This is a genomic window from Streptomyces sp. NPDC026589, from assembly GCF_040638385.1.
Classification (GTDB): domain Bacteria; phylum Actinomycetota; class Actinomycetes; order Streptomycetales; family Streptomycetaceae; genus Streptomyces.
Genome location: NZ_JBEZYG010000048.1, coordinates 1 through 22,443, shown reverse-complemented (window position 1 = coordinate 22,443; position 22,443 = coordinate 1). Strand labels below are relative to the sequence as shown.

The 22,443-nt window shown below is 69.4% G+C and carries 22 protein-coding genes and 3 pseudogenes; 15 read left to right on the top strand and 10 right to left on the bottom strand.

Annotated features, from left to right (window positions below; all coding sequences use genetic code 11):
- Positions 1-187: 187 nt before the first annotated feature.
- From AB0F29_RS40490 to AB0F29_RS40475, 4 genes are all read left to right on the top strand, one after another.
- Complete coding sequence (locus AB0F29_RS40490; RefSeq protein ID WP_361883731.1) at positions 188-1,030, top strand: nitrilase-related carbon-nitrogen hydrolase; 843 nt, start codon at positions 188-190, stop codon at positions 1,028-1,030.
- On the top strand, positions 1,027-2,310 hold the full coding sequence (locus AB0F29_RS40485; RefSeq protein ID WP_361883728.1) for an aspartate aminotransferase family protein: 1,284 nt from the start codon (positions 1,027-1,029) through the stop codon (positions 2,308-2,310). The genes AB0F29_RS40490 and AB0F29_RS40485 overlap by 4 nt, the downstream gene beginning before the upstream one ends.
- A gap of 100 nt (positions 2,311-2,410) precedes the next feature.
- Positions 2,411-3,811 (top strand): dihydropyrimidinase, encoded by a 1,401-nt coding sequence (gene hydA / locus AB0F29_RS40480; RefSeq protein WP_361883726.1) that lies wholly within the window; start codon positions 2,411-2,413, stop codon positions 3,809-3,811.
- Positions 3,812-3,822: 11 nt separating this feature from the next.
- The gene (locus AB0F29_RS40475) at positions 3,823-4,821 is read left to right on the top strand and encodes a TIGR03842 family LLM class F420-dependent oxidoreductase (protein WP_361883723.1); all 999 of its coding nucleotides are present in this window, start codon (positions 3,823-3,825) and stop codon (positions 4,819-4,821) included.
- 375 nt (positions 4,822-5,196) lie between these two features.
- Here AB0F29_RS40475 and AB0F29_RS40470 read toward each other — a convergent pair whose 3' ends face one another.
- The 5 genes from AB0F29_RS40470 to AB0F29_RS40450 all read right to left on the bottom strand — a co-directional run bounded on the left by AB0F29_RS40470 (position 5,197) and on the right by AB0F29_RS40450 (position 9,522).
- Positions 5,197-5,766, bottom strand: a complete 570-nt coding sequence (locus AB0F29_RS40470; protein ID WP_361883720.1) for an NAD(P)H-dependent oxidoreductase — start codon at positions 5,764-5,766, stop codon at positions 5,197-5,199.
- A 45-nt stretch (positions 5,767-5,811) separates the two neighbouring features.
- Positions 5,812-6,426: a YceI family protein gene (locus tag AB0F29_RS40465; protein ID WP_361883717.1), complete on the bottom strand. Its 615-nt coding sequence runs from the start codon at positions 6,424-6,426 to the stop codon at positions 5,812-5,814.
- Positions 6,427-6,440: 14 nt separating this feature from the next.
- Positions 6,441-7,334, bottom strand: coding sequence for an LLM class flavin-dependent oxidoreductase (locus AB0F29_RS40460; protein WP_361883714.1), 894 nt, complete (start codon positions 7,332-7,334; stop codon positions 6,441-6,443).
- Between the two features lie 143 nt (positions 7,335-7,477).
- Entirely contained in the window at positions 7,478-7,969 is a 492-nt protein-coding gene (locus AB0F29_RS40455; RefSeq protein ID WP_361883712.1) for a MarR family winged helix-turn-helix transcriptional regulator, read from the bottom strand.
- An 89-nt stretch (positions 7,970-8,058) separates the two neighbouring features.
- The gene (locus AB0F29_RS40450; protein WP_361883709.1) at positions 8,059-9,522 is read right to left on the bottom strand and encodes an aldehyde dehydrogenase family protein; all 1,464 of its coding nucleotides are present in this window, start codon (positions 9,520-9,522) and stop codon (positions 8,059-8,061) included.
- A gap of 516 nt (positions 9,523-10,038) precedes the next feature.
- Between AB0F29_RS40450 and AB0F29_RS40445 the strand changes: the two genes are divergently transcribed.
- The 3 genes from AB0F29_RS40445 to AB0F29_RS40435 all read left to right on the top strand — a co-directional run bounded on the left by AB0F29_RS40445 (position 10,039) and on the right by AB0F29_RS40435 (position 13,016).
- Positions 10,039-11,205, top strand: coding sequence for an NAD(P)-dependent alcohol dehydrogenase (locus AB0F29_RS40445; protein WP_361883706.1), 1,167 nt, complete (start codon positions 10,039-10,041; stop codon positions 11,203-11,205).
- Positions 11,206-11,258: 53 nt separating this feature from the next.
- Complete coding sequence (locus AB0F29_RS40440) at positions 11,259-12,329, top strand: MBL fold metallo-hydrolase (RefSeq protein ID WP_018961458.1); 1,071 nt, start codon at positions 11,259-11,261, stop codon at positions 12,327-12,329.
- A 162-nt stretch (positions 12,330-12,491) separates the two neighbouring features.
- Positions 12,492-13,016 carry a MarR family transcriptional regulator gene (locus AB0F29_RS40435; protein ID WP_361883702.1) on the top strand — a complete coding sequence of 175 codons (525 nt, stop codon included), beginning with the start codon at positions 12,492-12,494 and terminating at the stop codon, positions 13,014-13,016.
- A gap of 68 nt (positions 13,017-13,084) precedes the next feature.
- Here the strand turns inward: AB0F29_RS40435 and AB0F29_RS40430 are convergent, their stop codons facing one another.
- The 3 genes from AB0F29_RS40430 to AB0F29_RS40420 form a co-directional block, all read right to left on the bottom strand.
- Positions 13,085-13,510, bottom strand: a complete 426-nt coding sequence (locus AB0F29_RS40430) for a hypothetical protein (RefSeq protein ID WP_361883699.1) — start codon at positions 13,508-13,510, stop codon at positions 13,085-13,087.
- 697 nt (positions 13,511-14,207) lie between these two features.
- Positions 14,208-14,774 (bottom strand): FMN reductase, encoded by a 567-nt coding sequence (msuE, locus tag AB0F29_RS40425; protein ID WP_361883696.1) that lies wholly within the window; start codon positions 14,772-14,774, stop codon positions 14,208-14,210.
- Positions 14,771-15,835, bottom strand: coding sequence for an LLM class flavin-dependent oxidoreductase (locus AB0F29_RS40420; RefSeq protein ID WP_361883693.1), 1,065 nt, complete (start codon positions 15,833-15,835; stop codon positions 14,771-14,773). Before AB0F29_RS40420 ends, msuE begins: the two co-directional genes overlap by 4 nt.
- A gap of 244 nt (positions 15,836-16,079) precedes the next feature.
- Between AB0F29_RS40420 and AB0F29_RS40415 the strand changes: the two genes are divergently transcribed.
- Together AB0F29_RS40415 and AB0F29_RS40410 are read left to right on the top strand one after the other, a co-directional pair.
- Positions 16,080-16,736 (top strand): hydrolase, encoded by a 657-nt coding sequence (locus AB0F29_RS40415; protein ID WP_361883690.1) that lies wholly within the window; start codon positions 16,080-16,082, stop codon positions 16,734-16,736.
- A 3-nt stretch (positions 16,737-16,739) separates the two neighbouring features.
- A pseudogene (locus AB0F29_RS40410) lies at positions 16,740-17,193 on the top strand (VOC family protein).
- A gap of 85 nt (positions 17,194-17,278) precedes the next feature.
- Here AB0F29_RS40410 and AB0F29_RS40405 read toward each other — a convergent pair.
- Positions 17,279-17,539, bottom strand: a pseudogene (locus AB0F29_RS40405) (transposase family protein); the annotation flags it as partial.
- 142 nt (positions 17,540-17,681) lie between these two features.
- Here AB0F29_RS40405 and AB0F29_RS40400 point away from each other — a divergent pair.
- From AB0F29_RS40400 to AB0F29_RS40375, 6 genes and pseudogenes are all read left to right on the top strand, one after another.
- Positions 17,682-17,906, top strand: coding sequence for a hypothetical protein (locus AB0F29_RS40400; protein ID WP_361883687.1), 225 nt, complete (start codon positions 17,682-17,684; stop codon positions 17,904-17,906).
- A 137-nt stretch (positions 17,907-18,043) separates the two neighbouring features.
- Positions 18,044-18,220 carry a hypothetical protein gene (locus AB0F29_RS40395; protein ID WP_361883684.1) on the top strand — a complete coding sequence of 59 codons (177 nt, stop codon included), beginning with the start codon at positions 18,044-18,046 and terminating at the stop codon, positions 18,218-18,220.
- Positions 18,221-18,606: 386 nt separating this feature from the next.
- Positions 18,607-19,332, top strand: a complete 726-nt coding sequence (locus AB0F29_RS40390) for a VOC family protein (RefSeq protein WP_361883681.1) — start codon at positions 18,607-18,609, stop codon at positions 19,330-19,332.
- A 181-nt stretch (positions 19,333-19,513) separates the two neighbouring features.
- A pseudogene (locus tag AB0F29_RS40385) lies at positions 19,514-20,383 on the top strand (SigB/SigF/SigG family RNA polymerase sigma factor).
- A 156-nt stretch (positions 20,384-20,539) separates the two neighbouring features.
- On the top strand, positions 20,540-20,986 hold the full coding sequence (locus tag AB0F29_RS40380; protein ID WP_361883678.1) for an ATP-binding protein: 447 nt from the start codon (positions 20,540-20,542) through the stop codon (positions 20,984-20,986).
- 275 nt (positions 20,987-21,261) lie between these two features.
- Positions 21,262-21,447 (top strand): hypothetical protein, encoded by a 186-nt coding sequence (locus AB0F29_RS40375; protein ID WP_361883675.1) that lies wholly within the window; start codon positions 21,262-21,264, stop codon positions 21,445-21,447.
- Positions 21,448-21,595: 148 nt separating this feature from the next.
- Here AB0F29_RS40375 and AB0F29_RS40370 read toward each other — a convergent pair whose 3' ends face one another.
- Positions 21,596-22,078: a hypothetical protein gene (locus tag AB0F29_RS40370; RefSeq protein ID WP_361883672.1), complete on the bottom strand. Its 483-nt coding sequence runs from the start codon at positions 22,076-22,078 to the stop codon at positions 21,596-21,598.
- Positions 22,079-22,443: the final 365 nt, after the last annotated feature.

The following is a 22,443-nucleotide window of genomic DNA, read 5'->3' as shown; positions in this document are numbered from 1 at the left end:
GAACACCGCCGGAGACCGGGACCGCGCGTTGTGGACCGGTCGGGTGCGAAACATGATCGACTCCGCCGGTTCACGGCGATGGTCTTGCCCCGCCGGACGGCGGGGCTTACGTTCTCCATCCATGCACCGATCTACGTGCGTAGAGAACGCGTGCAGGCTCTCTGACGCCGCGTCGAAGGAGCAGCTCATGTCCCACGTCGTACGCGCCGCACTCGTCCAGGCGACCTGGACCGGCGACACCGAATCCATGATTGCCAAGCACGAGGAACACGCGCGGGAGGCCGCCCGGCAGGGCGCGAAGATCATCGGCTTCCAGGAGGTGTTCAACGCCCCCTACTTCTGCCAGGTCCAGGAGCCCGAGCACTACCGCTGGGCCGAGCCGGTCCCCGACGGCCCGACCGTCCGGCGCATGCGGGGCCTGGCCCGCGAGACCGGCATGGTGATCGTCGTCCCGGTCTTCGAGATCGAGCAGTCCGGCTTCTACTACAACACCGCGGCCGTGATCGACGCCGACGGCTCGTACCTCGGCAAGTACCGCAAGCACCACATCCCGCAGGTCAAGGGATTCTGGGAGAAGTACTACTTCAAGCCCGGCAACGCCGGCTGGCCGGTCTTCGACACTGCCGTCGGCAAGGTCGGGGTGTACATCTGCTACGACCGGCACTTCCCCGAGGGCTGGCGTCAACTCGGACTCGGCGGAGCCCAGTTGGTGTACAACCCGTCGGCCACCTCACGCGGACTCTCCAGCCACCTCTGGCAGCTGGAGCAGCCGGCCTCCGCCGTCGCCAACGAGTACTTCGTCGCCGCGATCAACCGGGTCGGCCAGGAGGAGTACGGCGACAACGACTTCTACGGCACCAGCTACTTCGTCGACCCGCGCGGCCAGTTCGTCGGGGACGTGGCCAGCGACAAGGAAGAGGAACTCCTCGTCCGTGACCTGGACTTCGACCTGATCGAGGAAGTCCGCCAGCAGTGGGCGTTCTACCGCGACCGACGGCCCGACGCCTACGACGGGCTGGTGGAGCCGTGAGCGGACTGCACGAGCGCCACCTCGCCGTCAGTCCCGCATGGCTGGCCCTCTACTACCGCCACCCCCTGGAACTCACCCACGGTGAGGGCCGCCACGTCTGGGACGCGGACGGCAACCGCTACCTGGACTTCTTCGGCGGCATCCTCACCACGATGACCGCCCACGCCCTGCCCGAGGTGACCAAGGCGGTTGCCGAACAGGCCGGGCGGATCATCCACTCGTCCACCCTCTACCTCAACCGCCCCATGGTGGAGATGGCCGAGCGGATCGCCACCCTCTCCCAAATCCCCGACGCCCGGGTCTTCTTCACCACCTCCGGCACCGAGGCCAACGACACCGCCCTTCTGCTCGCCACCGCGTACCGCCGCTCCAACCAGATCCTCGCGATGCGCAACAGCTACCACGGCCGGTCGTTCTCCACGGTCTCCATCACCGGCAACCAGGCCTGGTCGCCCACGAGTCTGTCCCCGCTCCAGACCCTGTACGTCCACGGCGGCGTCCGCGGCCGTGGCCCGTACGCCGAGCTGAGCGACGAGCGGTTCATCCAGGCGTGCGTCGCCGACCTGGAGGACCTCCTCGGGCACACCCGCTGGCCCGCGGCCCTGATCGCCGAACCCATCCAGGGCGTCGGCGGCTTCACCTCCCCGCCCGACGGCCTGTTCGCCGCGTTCCGGGAGGTCCTGGACCGGCACGGGGTGCTGTGGATCTCGGACGAGGTGCAGACCGGCTGGGGCCGTACCGGTGACCACTTCTGGGGCTGGCAGGCGCACGCCGGGAACGGGCCGCCGGACATCCTCACCTTCGCCAAGGGCATCGGCAACGGCATGTCGGTCGGGGGAGTGGTGGCCCGGGCCGAGGTGATGAACTGCCTCGACGCCAACTCCATCTCCACCTTCGGCGGTTCACCGGTCACCATGGCCGCGTCGCTCGCCAACCTCTCGTACCTCCTGGAGCACGACCTCCAGGGCAACGCGCGGCGCGTCGGCGGGCTCCTCATCGAACGGCTGCGGGGCATCGCCGCCGCATCGCCCGCCGTGCGCGAGGTGCGCGGCCGAGGCCTGATGATCGGCATCGAACTGGTGAGGCCCGGCACCGACGAGGCCGACCCGGAGGCCGCCGCGGCCGTCCTCGAAGCGGCCCGCGCGGGCGGGCTGCTCATCGGCAAGGGCGGCGGCCACAGCACCAGCGTCCTCAGGATCGCCCCGCCGCTGACCCTGACCGTCGCCGAGGCAGAGGAAGGCGCGGCGATCCTCGCAGACGCCCTGCACGCGGCGGGCTGACCCCCGCCCGGCAGGCCCCTACGTATACGAACCGCGTGGGGCGGCCCCGGCCGTACGCCCACAGGGCCGACTGGGGCCGCCCCGAGTTGAGGAGACACCCATGAGCCGCACCGTCATCCACGGTGGCCTGGTCATCACCGCGTCCGACGAGATCCACGCCGACGTGCTCGTCGAGGGCGGGCGGATCGCCGCCCTCGCCGCCCACGGAACCGACGCCGCCGCGAGCTGGAGCGCCGACCGGCGGATCGACGCGACGGGCAAGTACGTCATCCCGGGCGGCGTCGACGGGCACACCCACATGGAGATGCCGTTCGGCGGGACGTACGCCGCCGACACCTTCGAGACCGGCACCCGGGCCGCCGCCTGGGGCGGCACCACCACCATCGTCGACTTCGCGATCCAGAGCGTGGGCCGCTCCCTGCGCGAAGGGCTCGACACCTGGTACGCCAAGGCCGACGGCAACTGCGCCATCGACTACGCCTTCCACATGATCCTCGCCGACGTGAACCCCTCCTCGCTCCACGAGATGGACCTCCTCGTCTCCGAAGGGGTCACCTCCTTCAAGCTGTTCATGGCCTACCCCGGCGTCTTCTACAGCGACGACGGCCAGATCCTGCGCGCCATGCAACGAGCCTCCGCCAACGGCGGGTTGATCATGATGCACGCCGAGAACGGCATCGCCATCGACGTCCTCGTCGAGCAGGCCCTCGCCGCCGGCCACACCGACCCCCGCTACCACGGGGACGTCCGCAAGGTCGCCCTGGAGGCCGAGGCCACCCACCGCGCCGTCCAGCTCGCCCGGGTCGCCGGATCCCCCCTCTACGTCGTCCACGTCTCCGCCGACGAGGCCGTCGCCGAGATCGCCGCCGCCCGCCACAAGGGCCTCCCCGTCTTCGGCGAGACCTGCCCGCAGTACCTGTTCCTGTCCACCGACAACCTCGCCGAGCCCGACTTCGAGGGCGCCAAGTACGTCTGCTCCACTCCGCTGCGCCCCAAGGAACACCAGGAAGCCCTGTGGCGGGGCCTGCGCAACAACGAACTCCAGGTCGTCTCCACCGACCACTGCCCGTTCTGCTTCTCGGGGCAGAAGGAGATGGGACGCGGCGACTTCTCCAAGATCCCCAACGGCATGCCGGGCGTCGAGCACCGCATGGACCTGCTGCACCAGGCCGTCGTGGACGGGCACATCACCCGCCGCCGCTGGATCGAGATCGCCTGCGCCTCCCCGGCCCGGATGTTCGGCCTCTACCCGAAGAAGGGGACCATCGCCCCGGGCGCCGACGCCGACATCGTCATCTACGACCCGGCCGCCGAACAGACCCTCTCCGCCGAGACCCACCACATGAACGTCGACTACTCGGCGTACGAGGGCAAGCGCATCACCGGCCAGGTGGAGACCGTGCTCTCGCGCGGCGAACCCGTCATCGAGGGACGGAAGTTCACCGGACGCGCCGGACACGGCATGTACACCCCCCGCGCCACCTGCCAGTACCTGGACTAGGAGACCCCGCCATGGACTTCGGACTCGTCCTCCAGACCGACCCGCCCGCCTCCGCCGTCGTCGGCCTGATGCGCCGCGCCGAGCGCAACGGCTTCCGCTACGGCTGGACCTTCGACTCGGCGGTGCTCTGGCAGGAGCCGTTCGTCATCTACAGCCGCATCCTGGAGCACACGGAGAAGCTGACCGTGGGCCCGATGGTCACCAACCCCGGCACCCGCACCTGGGAAGTCACCGCCTCCACCTTCGCCACCCTCAACGACATGTACGGCAACCGCACCGTCTGCGGCATCGGGCGCGGCGACTCCGCCATGCGGGTCGCGGGCCGCGCTCCCAACACCCTGGCCCGTCTCGGCGAGGCCATCGACGTGATCCGGGACCTCGCGGAGGGCCGGGAGGCGACGGTCGACGGACAGCCGCTCCGGATCCCCTGGGTGAAGGACGGGCGGCTGCCGGTGTGGATGGCGGCGTACGGGCCCAAGGCCCTGGCTCTGGCCGGGCAGAAGGCCGACGGCTTCATCCTCCAGCTCGCCGACCCCTTCCTCACCGAGTGGATGATCAAGGCGGTACGGGACGCGGCCTCCGACGCAGGACGGGACCCGGACTCCGTCACCATCTGCGTCGCCGCCCCCGCCTACGTCGGCGACGACCTCGACCACGCCCGGGACCAGTGCCGCTGGTTCGGCGGGATGGTCGGCAACCACGTCGCCGACCTCGTCGCCAAGTACGGCGAACACTCCTCGATGGTTCCCGAGGAGCTGACGGCGTACATCAAGGACCGGCAGGGCTACGACTACGGCCACCACGGCCGCGCCGACAACCCCGATACCACCTTCGTCCCCGATGAAATCGTCGACCGCTTCTGCCTCCTGGGCCCCGCCGAGGCCCATGTCGAGAAGCTCCAGCACCTGCGCGACCTCGGCGTGGACCAGTTCGCCGTCTACGACATGCACGACAACCGCGAGGGCACCATCGACGCCTACGGCGCCACGGTCATCCCCGCCCTCCGCTGACGAAGTCGTTCGATCCAGGTACCGACTCACCGCGCTCCTCGGCGTCCTGCTCTTCGATCTCCTGCCCGGACTGCTGCCGGCGGTAGCCCTGTCCCTGGCGCTGTTCATCTCCGCCGCCCGCCGCCACGTAGCCGTCCTGGGCCGCCTCGCCTCGTGCGTCGCTTCCCCGACGACCTGGTCGAGCAGACCTGCTCCTTGCTGTCCCGGGCGAGCCCACCGTGCAGGAGGTGTGCGACGCGATCCGCCCCGGTCACGTCGTCGCCAGGTGGCCGCCGCATTGCAGGACATTGTTCACTGACGGCTCCGGCACCCGAAGTGCCCTTCGGGTGCCGACGGCGTACGGCTGGAGTCGGCGAAGGCCCCGTGTCCGAGGAGCTACGCGTCGGCGGAGGTGCGCAGGGGTTGGAGAGCGTTGCTCCAGGCGACGACCTGGTCGAGCATGGCATCGACTTCGCCCTTGTGGTGTTCGGCGGGGGTGAACGTGCTGAAGTCCGTGAAGTCGGTGAAGAGCGAGAACATGACCGTGTTGCGCACGGTGGCCACCTGGACTTCGGCCATGATGCCGCGCAGATGCTCGATGGCTCTGGCGCCCCCCACGCTTCCGTAACCGACGAACGCGGCGGCCTTGTTGTTCCACTCCGTGTAGAGGAAGTCGATTGCGTTCTTCAGTGCGCCGGAGGTGGAGTGGTTGTATTCGGGGGTCACGAGGACGAAGCCGTCGTAGGCGGCCACGGTGGAGGCCCATGACTTGGTGTGGTCGTTGGAGTATTGGCCGAACGACGGCGGCGCGGGCTCGTCCAGGAGCGGCAGTGCCATGTCCTTGAGGTCGATGAGGTCGTACTCGGCGTCGTCGCGACCGCGGGCCTGGTCGAGCACCCATCGGGCTACGGCCTCTCCGTTGCGGCCGGGCCTGACGCTTCCGATGATGATGGCGATCTTGGTCATCTTTCCTACCTGCTTCTGTGCTGTGGGCGAGAGGGGGTGATCGGGTCAGGTCGCTTGGGGGCGTCCGAGGAGTTGCTGGTTGAAGGGCTGGATGTCGTGGTCGACCATGCTGATGTCGAGTTCGATGTCGACACGTGCGCCGACGAAGATCCGGGCTCCGGGGAGCGGTGGAAGTCCGGAGACGCCGAAGTCCCGCCGGTCGACGGAGGCGCGGGCGGTGAACCCGAGCCGGCGGCCTCCGGTGAAGGGGTAGACGTCCTCTCCCAGGAAGTGGCCGGTGAGGGTCAACGGGCGGGTGACGCCCGCCACCGTGAGATCGCCGTCCATGGCCCAGCCATCATGCACGCGGTGGACCCGATGACCGTGGAACTCCATCAGGGGATGTCGGTCGGTGTCGAGGAACTCCGGCGAGCGCAGGTGGTGGTCGCGGGTGGGGACGCCGGTGTCGAGGGTGGCGGTGGCGACCCTGACCCGGGCGGTCGTCTCTTCGAGAGGGGCGGTGATGGTGAGGGTGCCTTCGGCGTCGGTGAAGCGGCCGTGGACGCGGACGAAGCCGAGGTGGCGGGCGACGAAGGCGATGCTGGAGTGGAGCGGGTCGATGTGCCAGGTCCCCGGTGAAGGGGTTTGGGGGTCCGGCTCCAAGGAGGGCGTGGGGCTCATGGTGACTGCGGTCCTTACTGCGTGGTGGTGCGGAGGTGAGGGACGACCTGCTCGGCGAAGAGTGCGCCCTGGGTCTCGCTGTCGGCGTTGACGGGCCAGAAGAGGAAGGAGTCGAAGCCCAGTTCCTCGCGGTAGCGCAGCAGGGTGTCCGACCAGAAGCCCGGTGGGCCGACGATTCCGTTGCTGTCGGAGGCGGGTGTGCTCTCACCGGTGATGGTGCCCATGACGTTGTAGATCCGCTGGATCGTCCGGGGATCGCGGCCGGCGGCCGTGGCGGCGTCGTCGATCACCCGCTGCATGCCGGGAATGCGTTCCGGGGGTGCGTAGCCGTTGCTGGGCAGCCAGCCGTCGCCGAGCCGGCCGGTGATCCTCAGCATCCTCGGCCCGTACGCGCCGACCATGAGGGGGACGGGCTGCGCGGGGAACGGACCGGGGCGGGCGCCGCGGAGGTGGTGGTGCTCGCCGGTGAAGTGCACCTCGTTCCTTGCCGGGTCGCTCATGGCCCGCATGACGTGGAGCGCCTCCTCGAAGGCTCCGACGGCCTGTCCGGGTGTGTGCTGAGGGCCTCCGTATGCCGCGATGGCCGGGGCGGAGGCTCCCGCGCCGACGCCGAGGGCGACCCGGCCGCCGCTGAGGTGGCTGAGGGTGTTGGCGGCCTTGATCAGGGCCGCCGGAAGCCGGAGCACGGTGTTGGCGACGTTCGGCAGCAGGGTCAGGCGGCCGGTCGACGCGGTGAGGGTGCTGATCAGCGTCCAGGCGTCCAGGAATTCGGGGTGGTAGAGGTGGTCCTGCACGCCGGCGAAGTCGAGTCCCGACTCGTCCGCCAGCCGGGCGAGGCGCAGCGCCGCCGCGGAACCGGTGGCGGAGGGGTCGATGTTGATGCCGAAGGAACCGGTGGGGATGGTCATGTCGTTCTCCTTCTGGGGTGGTGGCGGCCGGGCGTGGTGTGAGGCGAGGCGACTCGCGGCGCGATTCGGGTGCTGGAGTGGAGGGGCGGGCCAGGATCGTCGCGGGCCTTCACCTTCCCGACGGCCGGTGCATGGTGCCGGCCTCACTCCGCTGGGCCGGGATCGGTTCGCGGGGGCCGGTCGGCGAGCCGGTCCAGCAGGAGTTCGCTGATCTCCTTCAGGTGGCGGAGCTGTTCGTCGGTGAGGTGGTCGAGGAGCCGGGACCGGGCACACGCGGCGTGCCACGGGGCGGCTTCGGCCAGGGCTCGCCGCCCGGTGCCGTTGAGCCGGGCGAGGTGGACCCGGCGGTCGGCGGGGTCGGGAAGGCGGCTGACCCAGCCACGTTGGTCGAGCCGGTCGACCAGGTGGGAGAGCCTGCTGGCGGAGACGCCGGTGCGGTGGGCGAGTTCGTTCATGCGTAGTCGGTTGCCGGGGCTGTCGGCGAGGTGGGCCAGGACTTCGTAGTGGATCTGCAGCATGCCGCTCTCGCGGCGCAGTTCCTGTCCGAGCTGCTCGGACAGGAGGCGGGCCGCGGTGAGGAAGGCGCGCATCGCGTGTTCGGCGGTGGGGTCGGACCGGGCGGTCGGGGTGGCCATGGGGTGCTCCTTGTTCGAGCTCGGCGGGGCGCCGGGAGCGGCGTCCGGGCGGCAGTATCGATGCTGGCCGCCCGGCGTTTCGAGAGCGCTCAGGAGGTGCGGGGGGCGGGGTGGACGATGTGCTTGATCTCCTGGAACTCCTCCAGGGCGCGTTCGCCGTTCAGGCGGCCGACGCCGCTCTGCTTGAATCCGCCTTCTTCCATCTGGTCGACGATGACGGCCCAGGTGTTGGCCCAGACAGTGCCGGCGTCCAGTTCGCGGCCGACGCGGAGCGGGCGGTCGACGTCACGGCTCCAGACGGATGCCGCGAGACCGAATTCGGTGGCGTTGGCGCGGGTGATCGCGTCAGCCTCGGTGTCGAAGACCTCGAAGGTGGCGACGGGGCCGAAGACCTCCTGCTGCACGATCGGGCGGTCGAGACCGTCGGCTCCCTCCACCTCGATCAGCGCGGGGCGGACGAAGGCTCCGGCCGCGAGCGGGCCCTCGGTGATCCGGCCTCCGCGCACCAGGATGCCGGCGTACTCGGCGGCGTCGGAGATCTCCTTCTCCACCCGGTCCGCGTTGGCGCGGTCGATCAGCGGGCCCATCTCGCTCGCCGGGTCGGTACCGGGTCCTACCCGGACCGCTTTCAGGGCTGCCGAGAGGCGGGTGCGCAGTTCGTCGGCGATGCCGCGCTGGACCAGGATGCGGCTGCCGGTCATGCAGAACTGTCCGGTGAAGGTGGTGATCGCCTTGGTGAGTACGGGGACGGCGGCGTCCAGGTCGGCGTCGTCGAAGACGATCATCGGGGTCTTGCCGCCGAGCTCCAGGGACATGCCCTTCAGTGAGGCCGAGGCGTCGGCCATGATGGAGCGGCCGACGTGGGTGCTGCCGGTGTAGCTGATGACGTCCACGTCCGGGTCGGCGACGATCAGCCGCGCGCCCTGGCTGCCCGACTCGGTAAAGGCGTTGAAGACGCCCTGGGGCAGGCTCTTCACGGTGGAGATGATCTCGAAGAGCAGGCTGTTGGTCAGTGCGGTCTGGCCCGGCAGTTTGAGTACCACCGTCGCGCCGGCCGCGAGTGCGGGGGCGAAGGAGCGCACCGAGAGGATGACCGGGGAGTTCCAGGGCGCGATGACTCCGGCGACGCCGGCGGGCTGGCGCAGGGTCATCGAGTACAGCCCCGGCTTGACCTCGGAAGCGCGGCCGGACTCGGTCAGGGCGAGCGCCCCGTAGTAGCGGATCTTGGAGATCGTGAGGTCGACCTCCAGGGCGGCCTCGGCCGGGATCTTGCCGTTCTCGCGGGAGAGCAGGGCGACGAGCTCGTCGCGGCGCTCCGTCATCCGGTCCGACATCTCGAACAGAGCGCGGGCGCGCAGATCGCGGTCGCGAGACCAGTCGCCGGTCCCGAAGGCGCGGCGCGCCGCATCGATGGCCGCGCGGGCTTCGGGTGCGCCGCCGTCGGCGAAGGTGCCCAGCACCTTGCCGGTGGCGGGGTCGGTGGACTCTCCGACCGTCCCGGACTCGGTCCAGGCGCCGTCGATGAAGTGTCGGGCGTGGGGGAGGGCGTTCATGAGGGGCATCTCCTGAGGTTTGCGGGCTTCGTCGTGGGTCCGGCGCCCTGACCGGCTGGCCGTTGCGGCCCCGCTCGGGATGCGGGACGGGGCCATCGGAGAGACGTTGGACGGGCGGTTCGTTGTCCGAATCGTGTGGTGGCGGACGGTGCGGGACGGGAGGTCTGGTGGACGTTCGAGGGCTGTCACGGTTGTGTATGACCGAGGTCCTATAGTTCGTTCTGCAACGAATCGTAAACCCCTCAGCGCGCGGTCGTGGGCAGGTATTCCCCGAAAGCGGCGAGGGTCCGTCGGAGCTTCTTGACCGACACGAAACGGCGAAGTATTGTTCGTTGCAGAACGAACTAAATGAGGGTCCGGTCGATGTATCGACACCCGGCCTTCACCCGTTCGCCGACGCTCTGAAGTCCGTCGGCATTCCGCATCATGCCGCCCCTTCGGCGGCCGAAGGACCGCCGCCCCACGTGACCGTCAGGTCTGATTCCTCAGGGGCGCGTCCGGTTGGGAGAAGAGATCATGGCGGAAGCGCAGGGTTCGCCTTCCTCGCAGACGCACCAGGAAACCGCCTCGTCCACCCTCCGCGTCACCGCGGCCGTGGTGCGTGAGAAGGGCGGCCCGTTCACCTTCGAGGACCTCGACCTCGACGCCGCTCTGCGTCCCGACGAGGTTCTGGTCCGGGTGGTTGCCTCCGGCCTGTGCCAGACCGATATCCATGTCCGCGACCAGCATCTGCCTACGCCGCTCCCCGCGGTGCTCGGGCACGAGGGCGCGGGGATCGTGGAGCGGGTCGGCGACGCCGTCACCATGGTCACGCCCGGTGACCGGGTGGTCATGTCGTACCAGGCGTGCGGTCACTGCACCCCGTGCCTGACCGGCAAGCCCGCCTACTGCGCCCACTCCTTCCCCGCCAACTTCGGCGGCTCCCGGCTGGACGGCACCAACGCCCTCCACACGGAGAACGAGGAGATCCACGGCCACTTCTTCGGCCAGTCCTCCTTCGCCACCCATGCCCTCGCCACCGAGCGCAACGTGGTCAGGATCGACGACGAGGAGATCCCGCTGGAGCTCCTCGCCCCGCTGGGCTGCGGCCTGCAGACAGGTGCCGGAGCGGTGCTCAACTCGCTGAAGATCGAAGCCGGTTCATCGGTCGTCGTCATCGGCACAGGCACCGTCGGACTCGCCGCCGTCATGGCCGCCAAGGTCGCCGGAGCGAGCCCCGTCATCGCGGTCGACATCGTCCCCGAACGTCTCCACCTCGCCCGGGAACTGGGCGCCACCCACACCGTCAACGGCAAGGAGGAGGACACCGCCGCACGGATCGCCGAGATCACCGGCGGCGGCGCGGACTACGTCCTGGAGATCACCGCCCGTCCGGAGATGCTCACCCTCGCCGTCGACGCGCTCGCCCCGCTCGGGACGGCCGCGCTCATCGGCGGCGCCCCCGCCGGCGCGCACGCTCCGGTGAACATGAACGCCCTGCTCGGCGGGCGCACCGTACGCGGCATCGCCCAGGGCGACTCCATCCCCCAGCTGTTCATCCCCCAGCTGATCGACCTCCACCGGGCCGGGCGCTTCCCCTTCGACCGGCTCATCACCTTCTACGGCTTCGACGAGATCAATGAAGCCGCCACCGACACGCAGACCGGGGCCGCGATCAAGCCCGTTCTGCGCATCGGGGAGTAGCGGCACCACCCCGTCGCCCTCCCCGCATTCGAAACAGTCAAGAGGAAACCACCATGACCGACTTCCAGAAGCCCGGCACCCCCACCGACCGCCACGAGCTCGGCGCCGCCGGGATGCCGCTCAACACCCTCGCCGACTACCGCCCCATCCCGGCGGACGGCTACGGAGCCCTGTTCCTCCCCGACCGGATCGCCAAGGGCTACCACGTGGAGGAGATCCACGACGGCGCCTACTACGTCACCTCCGGCGCGTACGACACCATGTTCGTCCGCACCGGAAACGGCGTCGTCGTGGTGGACGCCCCGCCGCTCCTCGGTACGAACCTCAAGAAGGCCATCGCCGAGGTCACCGACGAGCCCGTCACCCACCTCGTCTACAGCCACTGGCACTCCGACCACATCGGCGCGGCCGGCATCTTCGCCGCGGACAAGCCCAAGGTCATCGCCCACGACTACACCCGCGAGATGATCCAGCGGTGGCCCGACCTCGGCGGCGACCGCCCGCTGCCCGTCCCGACCGAGACCATCACCGAGAGCGACACCCTCGACGTCAACGGCGTCCGGTTCAACCTCGACTACCACGGCGTCAACCACACCCCGGGCAACATCTTCATCTACGCCCCGCAGCAGAAGGCCCTCGCCGCGATCGACATCATCAGCCCCGGATGGAGCGCCTTCAAGAACTGCGACGCCTCCGAGAACATCCGCGGCTGGGCCGAGGCCCACGACTGGATCCTCTCCTACGACTTCAAGGGCGTCGTCTCCGGTCACGTCAACCGCTACGGCACCCCCGAGGACGCCAAGGCATCCCGCGACTACACCAACGACATCATCGAGTTCGCCAAGGAAGCCCTCGACCAGGGACACGAGTTCGAGTACATCGAGAAGATCGGTTTCTCCAACGCCTGGGTCCTCTGGGAGAACTACTTCAACGAGATGACCAACTACGTCACGAAGAAGACCCTGGAGAAGGTCACCGACAACGGTCAGACCTGGGCCCAGCGCCTGGCCGGCGCCGACGTCATGACCAAGTACCACGCGTACACCATCCTGGAGGCCCTGCGCCTGGAGTACGGCATGGTCTCGGGCTTCGAGAAGCTGATCATCCCGCAGTCCGGCGAGTGACCCCTCCGGCCGGCGTGACGGGCCCGGAGCGGACCACGGTCCGCTCCGGGCCCGCTCCCGTACTCACATCCACCGTTCCCACAGCCACCGGCCACACCGGCCCCGGGTAACCGTCGCGCTCCGATATAATTCGTTCTGAAACAAACCATTGGAGGGGTATTCATGAGTCAGGGCGCCGAGAACACCGTGCTTGAGGACGGGAGCGGGGCCCCGGAGCGACTCGGCTCGCCGTCCCGGCCGCTGAACCGCACCGAGCGGGCCGTCTGGCTCGGACTGCTCTCCACCCACATGAAGCTGCTGCGCACGCTGGACACGGAGCTGACGGCGGCCGAGCGGATTCCGCTCTCCTCCTTCGAGGTCCTGCTCACCGTCGCCGAAGCGCCCGAAGGGCGGGTGCGGATGAAGGACATCGCGGCCTCCCTGCTGATCAGCCGCAGCGGCCTGACCCGCATCGTGGACGACCTGGAACGCCAGGGCCTGGTGGTGCGGGAGAAGTGCCCCACCGACGCCCGGGGCTTCGACGCCGTCCTGACCGAGGCCGGCCGCAAGGCGTACCGCCGGGCCAGGAAGGTGCACCTGTCCAACCTCCGCAAGGAGTTCCTGGACAAGCTGACCGACGAGCAGCTCACCACGCTGGCCGAAATCTGGGCCACGGTGGGCCTCGACGACAACGCCGCCGCCTGCTGAGAACTGCGCAGCACGCGGAAAGGGCCCCGGCCGGGGCCCTTTCCGTCGTTCTCGAGCTCCGGGCCGCCCTATCCCGGGGTGTGGTTCCGGCGTGCGCGTTCCAGGAGGAGCAGTCCGCCGGCCGCGACGGCCGTCCAGGCCGTGAGGACGGCGACCCCGCTGATCACGCCGTCGCCGTGGAAGTAGGCGAGGCCGTTGACGGCGCGTACGCCCACGCCGACCGGGAGGACGGCCGACAGGGGCTCCAACCGGCCCGGCAGGAACTCGGCGGGCAGGCTGCCGCCGCTGGTCGCGTTGCCGAGCGTCATGAACAGCACCGCGGCGACGCTGGAGCCCAGCACCCCCAGCGACCGCACCAGCAGCATGGTGGACGCGCCCACGGCCGTCGCCACGAGCATGACCAGCCCCGCGATCCCGAGGAACGGCGCCGGCAGCGCGCCGAAAGCGGAGACGAGCGAGGCTACCGTCAGGCCGCCCATGGCGCCGAACGCCACGAGGGACCCCAGGCGGCCCCGTGCCGTCGAGCTGGAAGGTCATGATCCCGAACAGGTAGCCCGCGAGGACCAGGCCGAAGGTCGTGTAGAAGACGACGAGTCCCCTCGTGTCCTCGTCGGACGCCGGAACGGCGTCCACGAGCGCCAGTTGCTCCCCGTCGGCCTCGGCGACCGTACCGAACACGTCGGTCAGCAACGCGTTGACCGACGGTCCGTGCGCCCCCGCGAGGAGCAGCTCGGCCTTCCCGCCGTCGGGGACGTACGCGGCGAAGACGTCGCCGTGCTCGACGGCAGCCCGAGCGGCACCCCGGTCCGGCACGGCCCGCACGTCGAAGGTGTCCGGCAGATGGTCCGGCAGCCGCCCGGCGGCCGTCGCGGCTTCGGCGGACGTCCCCACCACCGCGACCGGCAGATCACGAGCGGCGGGGGCGTGGAACGCCGACAGGTAGACGCCGATGAAGATCGCACCTATCGCGACGGCCACCCCGACCGGGAGGAGGACCGGCCGTACCCACCCGGGCCGGCGCGGCACGGGAGGGCCGGGGGCCGCGGGCCCGGCCCGCGGGTCGTCGCGCCGCCGGGGGGCCGTGGGGAGGGTGTCGCGCATGCGGTGTTCCTTGTCGATGAGGGTCGGAGCGGCGAGGTCGCGCCGGGCGGTACCCGAGTGGGGCGGGTCCGTTGGACGGGGCGGGCCCGGTCAGGCGGGGGCGGTCGTCCTCACCGCGGTGAGGGCCCTGGCGACCGGAACGACGTCGTTCACGGCCATGTCGATCCGCTCGTACACCTCCGGGTTGAGAATGGTGGTGCCGTCGAAGTCGCCGGACGAGAGGTAGATCCCCGCCGGCGCGGTCCACGCCTGGAGGAAACCGAACAGCGGGCGCAGGGCGTGCTCGATCACCAGGGCGTGCCGGTCGCTGCCCCCGGTGGCGGCCAGGAGCACGGGCTTGGCGGCGACTCCGTACTGGTCGACCAGGTCGAAGAAGTGCTTGAACAGGCCGGTGTACGAGCCCCGGAAGACCGGGGTCGCCGCGATGACGACATCGGCCTCCTCCACGGCCCGCAGCGCCTCCTCGGCCTTCGGCCCGACCTGGTCGCGCTCCGTCGCGCCCACGAAGTCGGCGCTCACCGTGTGCAGTTCGATCAGTCGCGCCTCGGTTTCGGTACGGGCTCGGAGCGTCGCGAGGATCAGCTCGGCCAGGGCCGTGGTCTTCGACGGCGAGCGTAGGCTGCCGACCACGGCGACGACCTTCAGCGGGGCGTTCATGCCGTCACCCCCGTGCCGCCGAGAGCGGCGATCTCCTTGCGGACGACGGGGGCTACCTCGGAGCCGAGCAGCTCGATCGCCCTGAGCGCTTCCTTCTGGGGCACGTTGCCGAACCCGAGCTGGATCATCATGCGGTCGTGCCGGAAGAGTTCGTACTGAGCCATGATCTTGTCGATGACCTCCTGGGGGCTGCCCAGGAAGAAGGCGCCGGCCGGCGTGGCCTGTGCCTCGTACGCGGCCTTCGGCATGGGGACGCCCTGGCCGCGCTGGTGGTGGTTGGCCATCCAGCCCGCCTGGAAGGAGGGGTGCGAGACGTCGATCGCCTCCTGGTGGGTGGGGGCGAGGAAGCCCGGGGAGTTGATGGAGACCTTCAGTCCGTCCGGGGCGTGCCCGGCCTCGGCCGCGGCCTGGCGGTACAGGTCGACGAACGGGGCGAACTGGCGGTAGCTCCCGCCGATGATCGCCAGCGAGAGCGGCAGCCCGAGCCGCCCGGCCCGGACGACCGAAGCGGGAGTGCCCCCGACCGCGACCCAGACCGGCAGCTCCCGGTCAGGCCGCGGCGTGATGTCGCCGTTCACCAGGGCCGGGCGCAGGGTGCCCTGCCAGCTCACCGGGTTCTCCTCGCGGAGCCTGAGCAGCAGGTCCAGCTTCTCGGCGAAGAGCTGCGAGTAGTCGTTCAGGTCGTAGCCGAAGACCGGGAAGGACTCGGTGTACGAGCCACGGCCCGCGATGATCTCCGCACGGCCCCCGGACAGCAGGTCGAGCGTGGCGAACTGCTGGAACACCCGGACCGGGTCGTCGGAGCTGAGCACCGTCACCGCGCTGGACAGCTTGATGCGGCTCGTGTTCTCCGCCATCGCCGCCAGTACCACGGCGGGCGAGGAGACGACGAAGTCCGTACGGTGGTGCTCGCCGACCGCGAAGACGTCCAGGCCCGCCTCGTCCGCCGCCCGCGCCTGCTCCACCAGCTCCCGCAGCCGCATGCCCGGTGCGGGGAGTGCTCCGGTCGACGGATCGGGAGTCAGCTCGCCGAAGTGGTAGATACCCAGTTCGAAACCCATGACAAGATCGCCTCACTTACCTAGTAGTTCGTTGCGCAACGAATAACTTGGGTGAGGGTCCGACTATTCCGCATCCGGCTCCGGTCCCGCGGGTCCCGGTATGGGCGCCGACTGTCCGGAGGCCCCCGTCACCAGGAAGCCTCCAACCCGGAACCCCCTTGATCACCTTTCGGAGACGGCGAATGCGGTTCATCATGGAGACAGGGACCTATTGGGCGCCGCAGCATCAGGGAGGCGACACGCCATGCGCAGCACTCCGCAACGCGAGGCACTGGCCGATCACCTGCTGGCACCGGGCAACGCCACGCTGGTACTCATCGACTACCAGCCACCCCAGATCTCCACGGTCCGTTCGATGAACACCGGTGACCTGGTCGCCAACGTGGTCGCACTGGCGAAAACCGCCATCACCTTCGATCTCCCGGTCGTCCTTTCCACGGTCAACGTCTCCACAGGAGTCAACGCCGACACCATTCCCCAACTGCGTGCCGTGCTGCCCGATGTTCCACCGGTCGATCGCACCTCCATCAACGCCTGGGAGGACGAGGACTTCCTGGCTGCCGTACGAGGTGCCGACCGGAACAAACTGATCATCGGGGCGCTGTGGACCGAGGCGTGTCTGCTGTTTCCCACCCTGGACGCGCTGGCCGAAGGCTATGAGGTCTATCCCGTCGTCGATGCCCTCGGCGGTACCACGAAGGTGGCCCACGAGGCCGCGCTGGCCCGTGTTCACCAGGCCGGTGCCCGGCTCACCAGCTGGAACTCGGTGGCTTGCGAGTTGCAGCGCGACTGGAACCGGAGCAGCACCGTCGAGGGCTTCCGGCGAAACGCCATCGACCATCGCACGGCGTGGGGCTGGTACCTCGCCATGGAATCCGGCACCGCCGCGGGGAAGGACTGAACGATGCGCCGCGAGGACCTTCCGGCCCCGGAAGCAGGGCTACTGCTCACCCACTTCCTCACCGTGGCCGATGTCGCCCGGTCGCGCGCCTTCTACTGCGATGTGCTCGGCGGCGAGGTGGTCCTTGACGAGAACCCGTGCATCGTCAAGATCGCGAACAGCTGGCTCATCATGAACCCCGGCGGCGGGCCGACCCCGGACAAGCCGGACGTCACCCTGCACCCGCCCGTCGACTTCTCCAGCGCCACGAGCTTTCTCAACATCCGGGTGGCCGACATAGAGCACTGCTACACCGAGTGGAGCGCCCGGGGGGGCTGAGTTCCTGACACCGCCGATCGACAGAAAGGCGGAGATCCGCTGCTACATGCGTGACCCGGATGGATACCTCATCGAGGTCGGACAGGCCACAGGACTGCTGCGGGGGATACTCGCCGACCTGCCCGCCGATCCGGCCTGACACGGGCGCGGACCGTACAGCGCCTGGGGGACAGGTGGGACTCTGCGGCGGTTCGGCGCCAAGGTGAACGTCATGCGGGTGCCGTCAGGGTCGGGGCGAGCGCGGCCAGGACGTCGATGACCTCGCGTATGTATCGGTACACGGTCGCGACGCCGATGTCGAACCCGGTGGCGAGTCGCGCGTAGGTGTCCCCGCACCGCAGATGGGCGAGGGCGAGGAGGGCCTGACGGCCGACAGGCAGCCGCCGCCACCGGGTCCCGATCTCTCGCTGCCGGGCACGGAGCCGTGTGGTCAGGTAGCGCGGGGTGCGACCGGACAGATCGATCGACGGGAGGTAGGCAAGCACGCGAAGTCCTGGTGGGGCACGGTGGATCTTGGTCGTGACACCTCCTACCAGGAGCTTCATCGCGCTGCAGAGCCGCCCAAGTGACGGACACCGCCGTCAGGTTGGAAACAGTTCACTCATTGAGGCAGCCCTGAAGTTCTCGGTGGGGCGGGCCGAGACGGCGAACGACGCCGAACAGCGACGAGAGCAGGAGGTGGTGGTGGACCCGGTCGAGGAGTTCGCCGCTTGGCTGCGTCACCTGCACCGGGAAGCGAAGAAGCCCGGTCACACCGAGATCGTGCGCCGGATCCGGTTGACCGATCCGACCGCGAGCGTGGTCGTCAGCACGATCTCCGAGACCCTCAACGGCAGACGCCTCCCGCGCTGAACGACGGTGGAGCCGATCGCCCGGGTCCTGGGCGTCGCCAGACGGCAACGTCCGTATCCGCGTGCCCGGCGCATCCACCAGCGATGGCCCCACGCTCTTCGTCACCACACCCTCGGTCTCCTGCCCACACCACGGTAGTGATCGGCGACGCACTCATCGTGCCAGAGGCGTCCGGCAGCTCATGGACCCGCATCACCACCCTGAAGGTATGGGCACAGGACACCCCGAACGGTGAACCCTTCGAGATGTACGTCCAGCTCCAGGTCGACCAGGGCACGGGCCGCGCGCCGCAAGGACAAGCACGCGCTTCCTGAAGCACACCTCGTCCGGCGGGCCCGCGACGGCCCGACCCGCACGCCGGCAACGCCACCGCCCTCATAGTGCGCATCGTCTGCAGAACGGGTCAGGCCCGCTTCTCTGCGGGGCCCTTGACGATCCAACTGCGGCCTCGCCATCGGCCACGCCCGCACCGGCGCTCGGATCAGTCCCTCGGGTCGAACCTCTGCGGTGGGGTACGTGGTGCATGATGACCGCGGCGTTTGGTCCGGCGGGCGGTCCCGTGGAGAGTGCCGGACGGTGCTCCGGCTGCCGGTCGCCGGGCGGGATGAAGACCGAAGGGCATGGGAGAAGAGGGCTGATGTCTGGGTCGGGTGAGCGGCGGAGTCTGGCGGCGCAGGGTGCTCCGTGCTGGGTCAACTTGATGGTTGCTGATCTGGGTGTGGCCCGGGCTTTCTACGGCGAGGTTCTCGGCTGGCGTTTCCGGCCGAGCTCACTGGACGAGGAGTTCCTCGTCGCGACGGCCGACGGCGATCCGGTGGCCGGCATGGGGACCCGGCGGCCGGGGCTCGCTCCGGCGTCGGTGTGGACGCCGTACTTCGCCGTCAGGGACGCTGACGTGACGGCGGCGCGGATCCGGGAGCGCGGTGGCACGGTTGCGGTGGGACCGATGGCTCTGGGGGACGGGCGTGCCGGGCTGGCGGCGGACCGGGACGGCGCGACGTTCGGATTCTGGGAGGGCCACACCCTGGCCTGGTCTCCCGGGGAGGGCCGGACACCTGCCCGGCTCGATCTGCAGACGCGCGACGTGTTCGACGCCGCGGTGTTCTACGGGGAAGTCTTCGGCTGGGCCGACGAGGCGGCCATCGGCGTCATCTACCGGGATGACCATGTATTGGTGGAACTGAGCGGCCGGGTGGTGCTCTCCCTGCGGGGCGGAGGGGTGCACACCTCCCCACTGGCTCACCTGCGGCCCCGTTGGCTGGTGAACTTCGCCGTCGACGACGTCGAGCGGGCCGTGTTCGCGGCCATGAGCGCGGGAGGCGGCCGGCCCAAGCCCTCCTCCACCACCTGGACGGCCAAGGGCTTCTCCCGAACCCTCCAGGACCCCGACGGCGGCCTGTTCACCCTCGCCCACCGCAAACGCTGACCAACTCCTCAGGGGCTGGCCTTCACGGGTTGCGGCGCGAAAGCTCGGAAGATCCGGCAGCGGCACGTGGGACCAACGCGCCCGGGGCCCAAAGTGGTCGCTCCCGCCCGTGTGGTGAGCCGTCGGCAGGGTAGGCGCGCCCGTGCACGGGACCGACGGCATCTACGGAGAGGACAGTGTCATGTCGATACCCACGGAAACCACGGTCGCCACCGCTACTGCCGCCGGTGCCGCCGTTCCGACGGGCCTCCCGCAGATCGACGATCCCCGGAAGGTGGCTCCGAAGGACGCCCGGGCCCTGGGTGCCCTGTTCTTCGAGCAGCTGCAGGTCCTGGAGGAGGGTACGCAGGAGTACCAGTACGCGCGGAACACCTTGATCGAGATGAACCTCTCGTTGGTGCATTTCGCGGCGAAGCGGTTCCGCAACCGCGGCAGTGGCGAGATGGAGGACATAGTCCAGGTCGGCACGATCGGTCTGATCAAGGCGATCGACCGCTTCGAACTCAGCCGCGAAGTCGAGTTCACCTCCTTCGCGATCCCCTACATCGTCGGTGAGATCAAACGTTTCTTCCGCGACTCCACCTGAGCCGTCCACGTACCCCGCCGCCTGCAGGAACTCCGGGTCACTCTGGCCAGGGCGAAAGAAGAACTCGCCGGCCGCCTCGACCGTGACCCCACGGTCGCCGAACTCGCCCAGCACCTGGACCTCAGCGAGGAAGAGGTCATCGAGGGCCTCATCGCCTCCAACGGCTACACCGCCGGCTCCCTCGACCTGCCCATCGGCACCGAGCAGAACAGCGCCGAGACCATCACCTACGGAGACATCAAGGGCGACCTCGACCCCGCCATGGAACTCGTCGAGGACCTCCACGCCCTGGCCCCGCTCCTGGAAGACCTCGACGACCGGGACCGCGAGATCGTGGCCATGCGCTTCGGGCAGGAAATGACCCAGGCCCAGATCGGCGAACATCTCGGCCTGTCCCAGATGCACGTCTCCCGGCTCCTCGTCAACAGCCCCGCCGACATGCTCAACCTCGTGGGGCTTGGTTGAGCCCGCCGGCGTTCCCATGGCGACCGGGTCCGGGGCACCGCGCCTGAACGCGGCTTGGAGCGGGTCGGACGTCATCTCCCTGTGGGCGGGTAGGAGAGGTGGCGGAAGACGACGAACGACCCTGGCTCCCTTGATGAACGAATGAGAGGCACCGGCGTGGCTGATTCGGAGATGAGAGCGGTGGGCTGGGCGCAATCCTTCCCCATGTCCCAAGGGGCGCGGGCCGGGCGCCGCTGGGCGCGGGAGCATATCGACTCGCTGGAATGGGCGCAGAACGCACCCGGCTTGGTGGACTCGGTGCTTCTGACCGTGACCGAGCTCATTACGAACGCGCACAAGCACGCTCATAGCGATGCCCAGCTCGTCCTGACCTGGGACAGTACCTGCCTCCACGTCAGCGTTCACGACGCCAGCCCGAACCCGCCGGCCCCGGCCGACCGGGGCCTTCACGCGACCGGCGGCCGGGGCCTCACGATCGTCGAGGCACTGTCCGACGGCTGGGAACACCATCCGCAACGAGACGGCAAGACCGTGACCGCCTGCTTCGTCCCGCCTGGATACCCCGCACCGGATCACCTTCTCAACCCCGACGGCACCACCTGACCAGCAGCGCACTGCCCCCACGCCACGCCAAAGACACGGACGGTAGAGCCGCTCGCTCAGGATCTCGCCCGCACGCCAGTACGACGCATAGACCCTGACATGCCGTCAGAAGTGCGCCAGGATTCCGGCGGTACGCTCTCCACATGCCCGCGCAGGTGTGGAGCGCACAGGGTCAGGCTCCGGTCTCCCGGAGTACGGCCGGAGCCGAAACCGGCCTGGTGTCGCCCCCCGGTGCCCGGTACCAGACCGAACACCCCGCACCGCCAGGGAGCATCATGACCACCACTCAGGACACCACCCCCGCGGCGACGCCCAGCCCTGGACGGAGCAACAGCTACCGGCCGTACCTGGAGCGGTATGCCTGGTTCACCGTCTCCACCCAGATCCACCGCACCGGCCTCTACTACGGGGCGACCCCGAACGCGAGCGGCCTCGCCTACCGCGAGGTGGCCGGGACATAGCGCCATCGGTGGTACGGGAGTCGGATGCTCGGTTCCGAGCCGTTCCGCACCCCTCGCATCCTCCTGCGGCCGGCGGTCGGGCGTGGAGCTGCTCGACCGTCCCAGGTGATTCGTGCGGTCACCCCGTACCGGTGATCGGCCTATGAGCTTATGTAGGAGGAGACGGGGGCGGGGGCTGTCCGGTCTCGTTCCGGCCCGCGGCGGCTTCCTCGTCACGCTTCTCCGGGGAACCGGGACTGTCGGTTCGCCCGGTCTCGGTCTCGGGCTTGTCAGCGGGCGGGTTCCGCAGCTGCCGTGTCCGTTCCCGGCGGTCCTGCCGGTAGTGGTTCACCCACGTGACCGTGTTCATCACCACCGTCGTGATCATGATTGTGTAGAAGGGCCACGCCATGCTCCACGCGGAGCCGAGCGAGGAGTAAGCCTGGTCCGCGGAGGCGAGGACGGTGTCGCCGTAGCCGACCGACGAGGCGTGGATCTCTCCGGAGCCGGTGCTGCCGTCGGCGAACTGCCACCGGCCGGAGCAGTCGGGCTCCGGCGTCGTGTGGCCGCCGCCCTCAATGCACCGCCCCACGTAGGTGAGCGTCGCGGACTTCCCGGTGATCACCGCGGACATGACGTCGCGGCCGAACATCCAGAGAAGATAATTGAAAACGAGGGGAAAGCCGACGATCACCGCCCAGTCTCCGCCGTTCGGCCATTTCAGCGGAGCCTTCGGCAGCGCGTCCGCCGTACGCGCCGGCCTGGCGCCGCCGGCATCTCCGTCCCCCGTGTTCATCCCGTCCGCCCCCCCACTGCGTCCGCGTCGGCGTGGTGCACTCGGCTGCTCCTACCGACGCCGGTGCGTCCGCCGGTGGTTCCGCCGGAAGGACATCCGGCCGACGACCGGGTCCGCGGGATGTCACCACCCGGTAGCGTCGGGTCATGTCCAACATGGCCGTCCTCGAAGGTGTCCTGGAGCGGATCACCTACGCCAACGAGGAGAACGGGTACACGGTC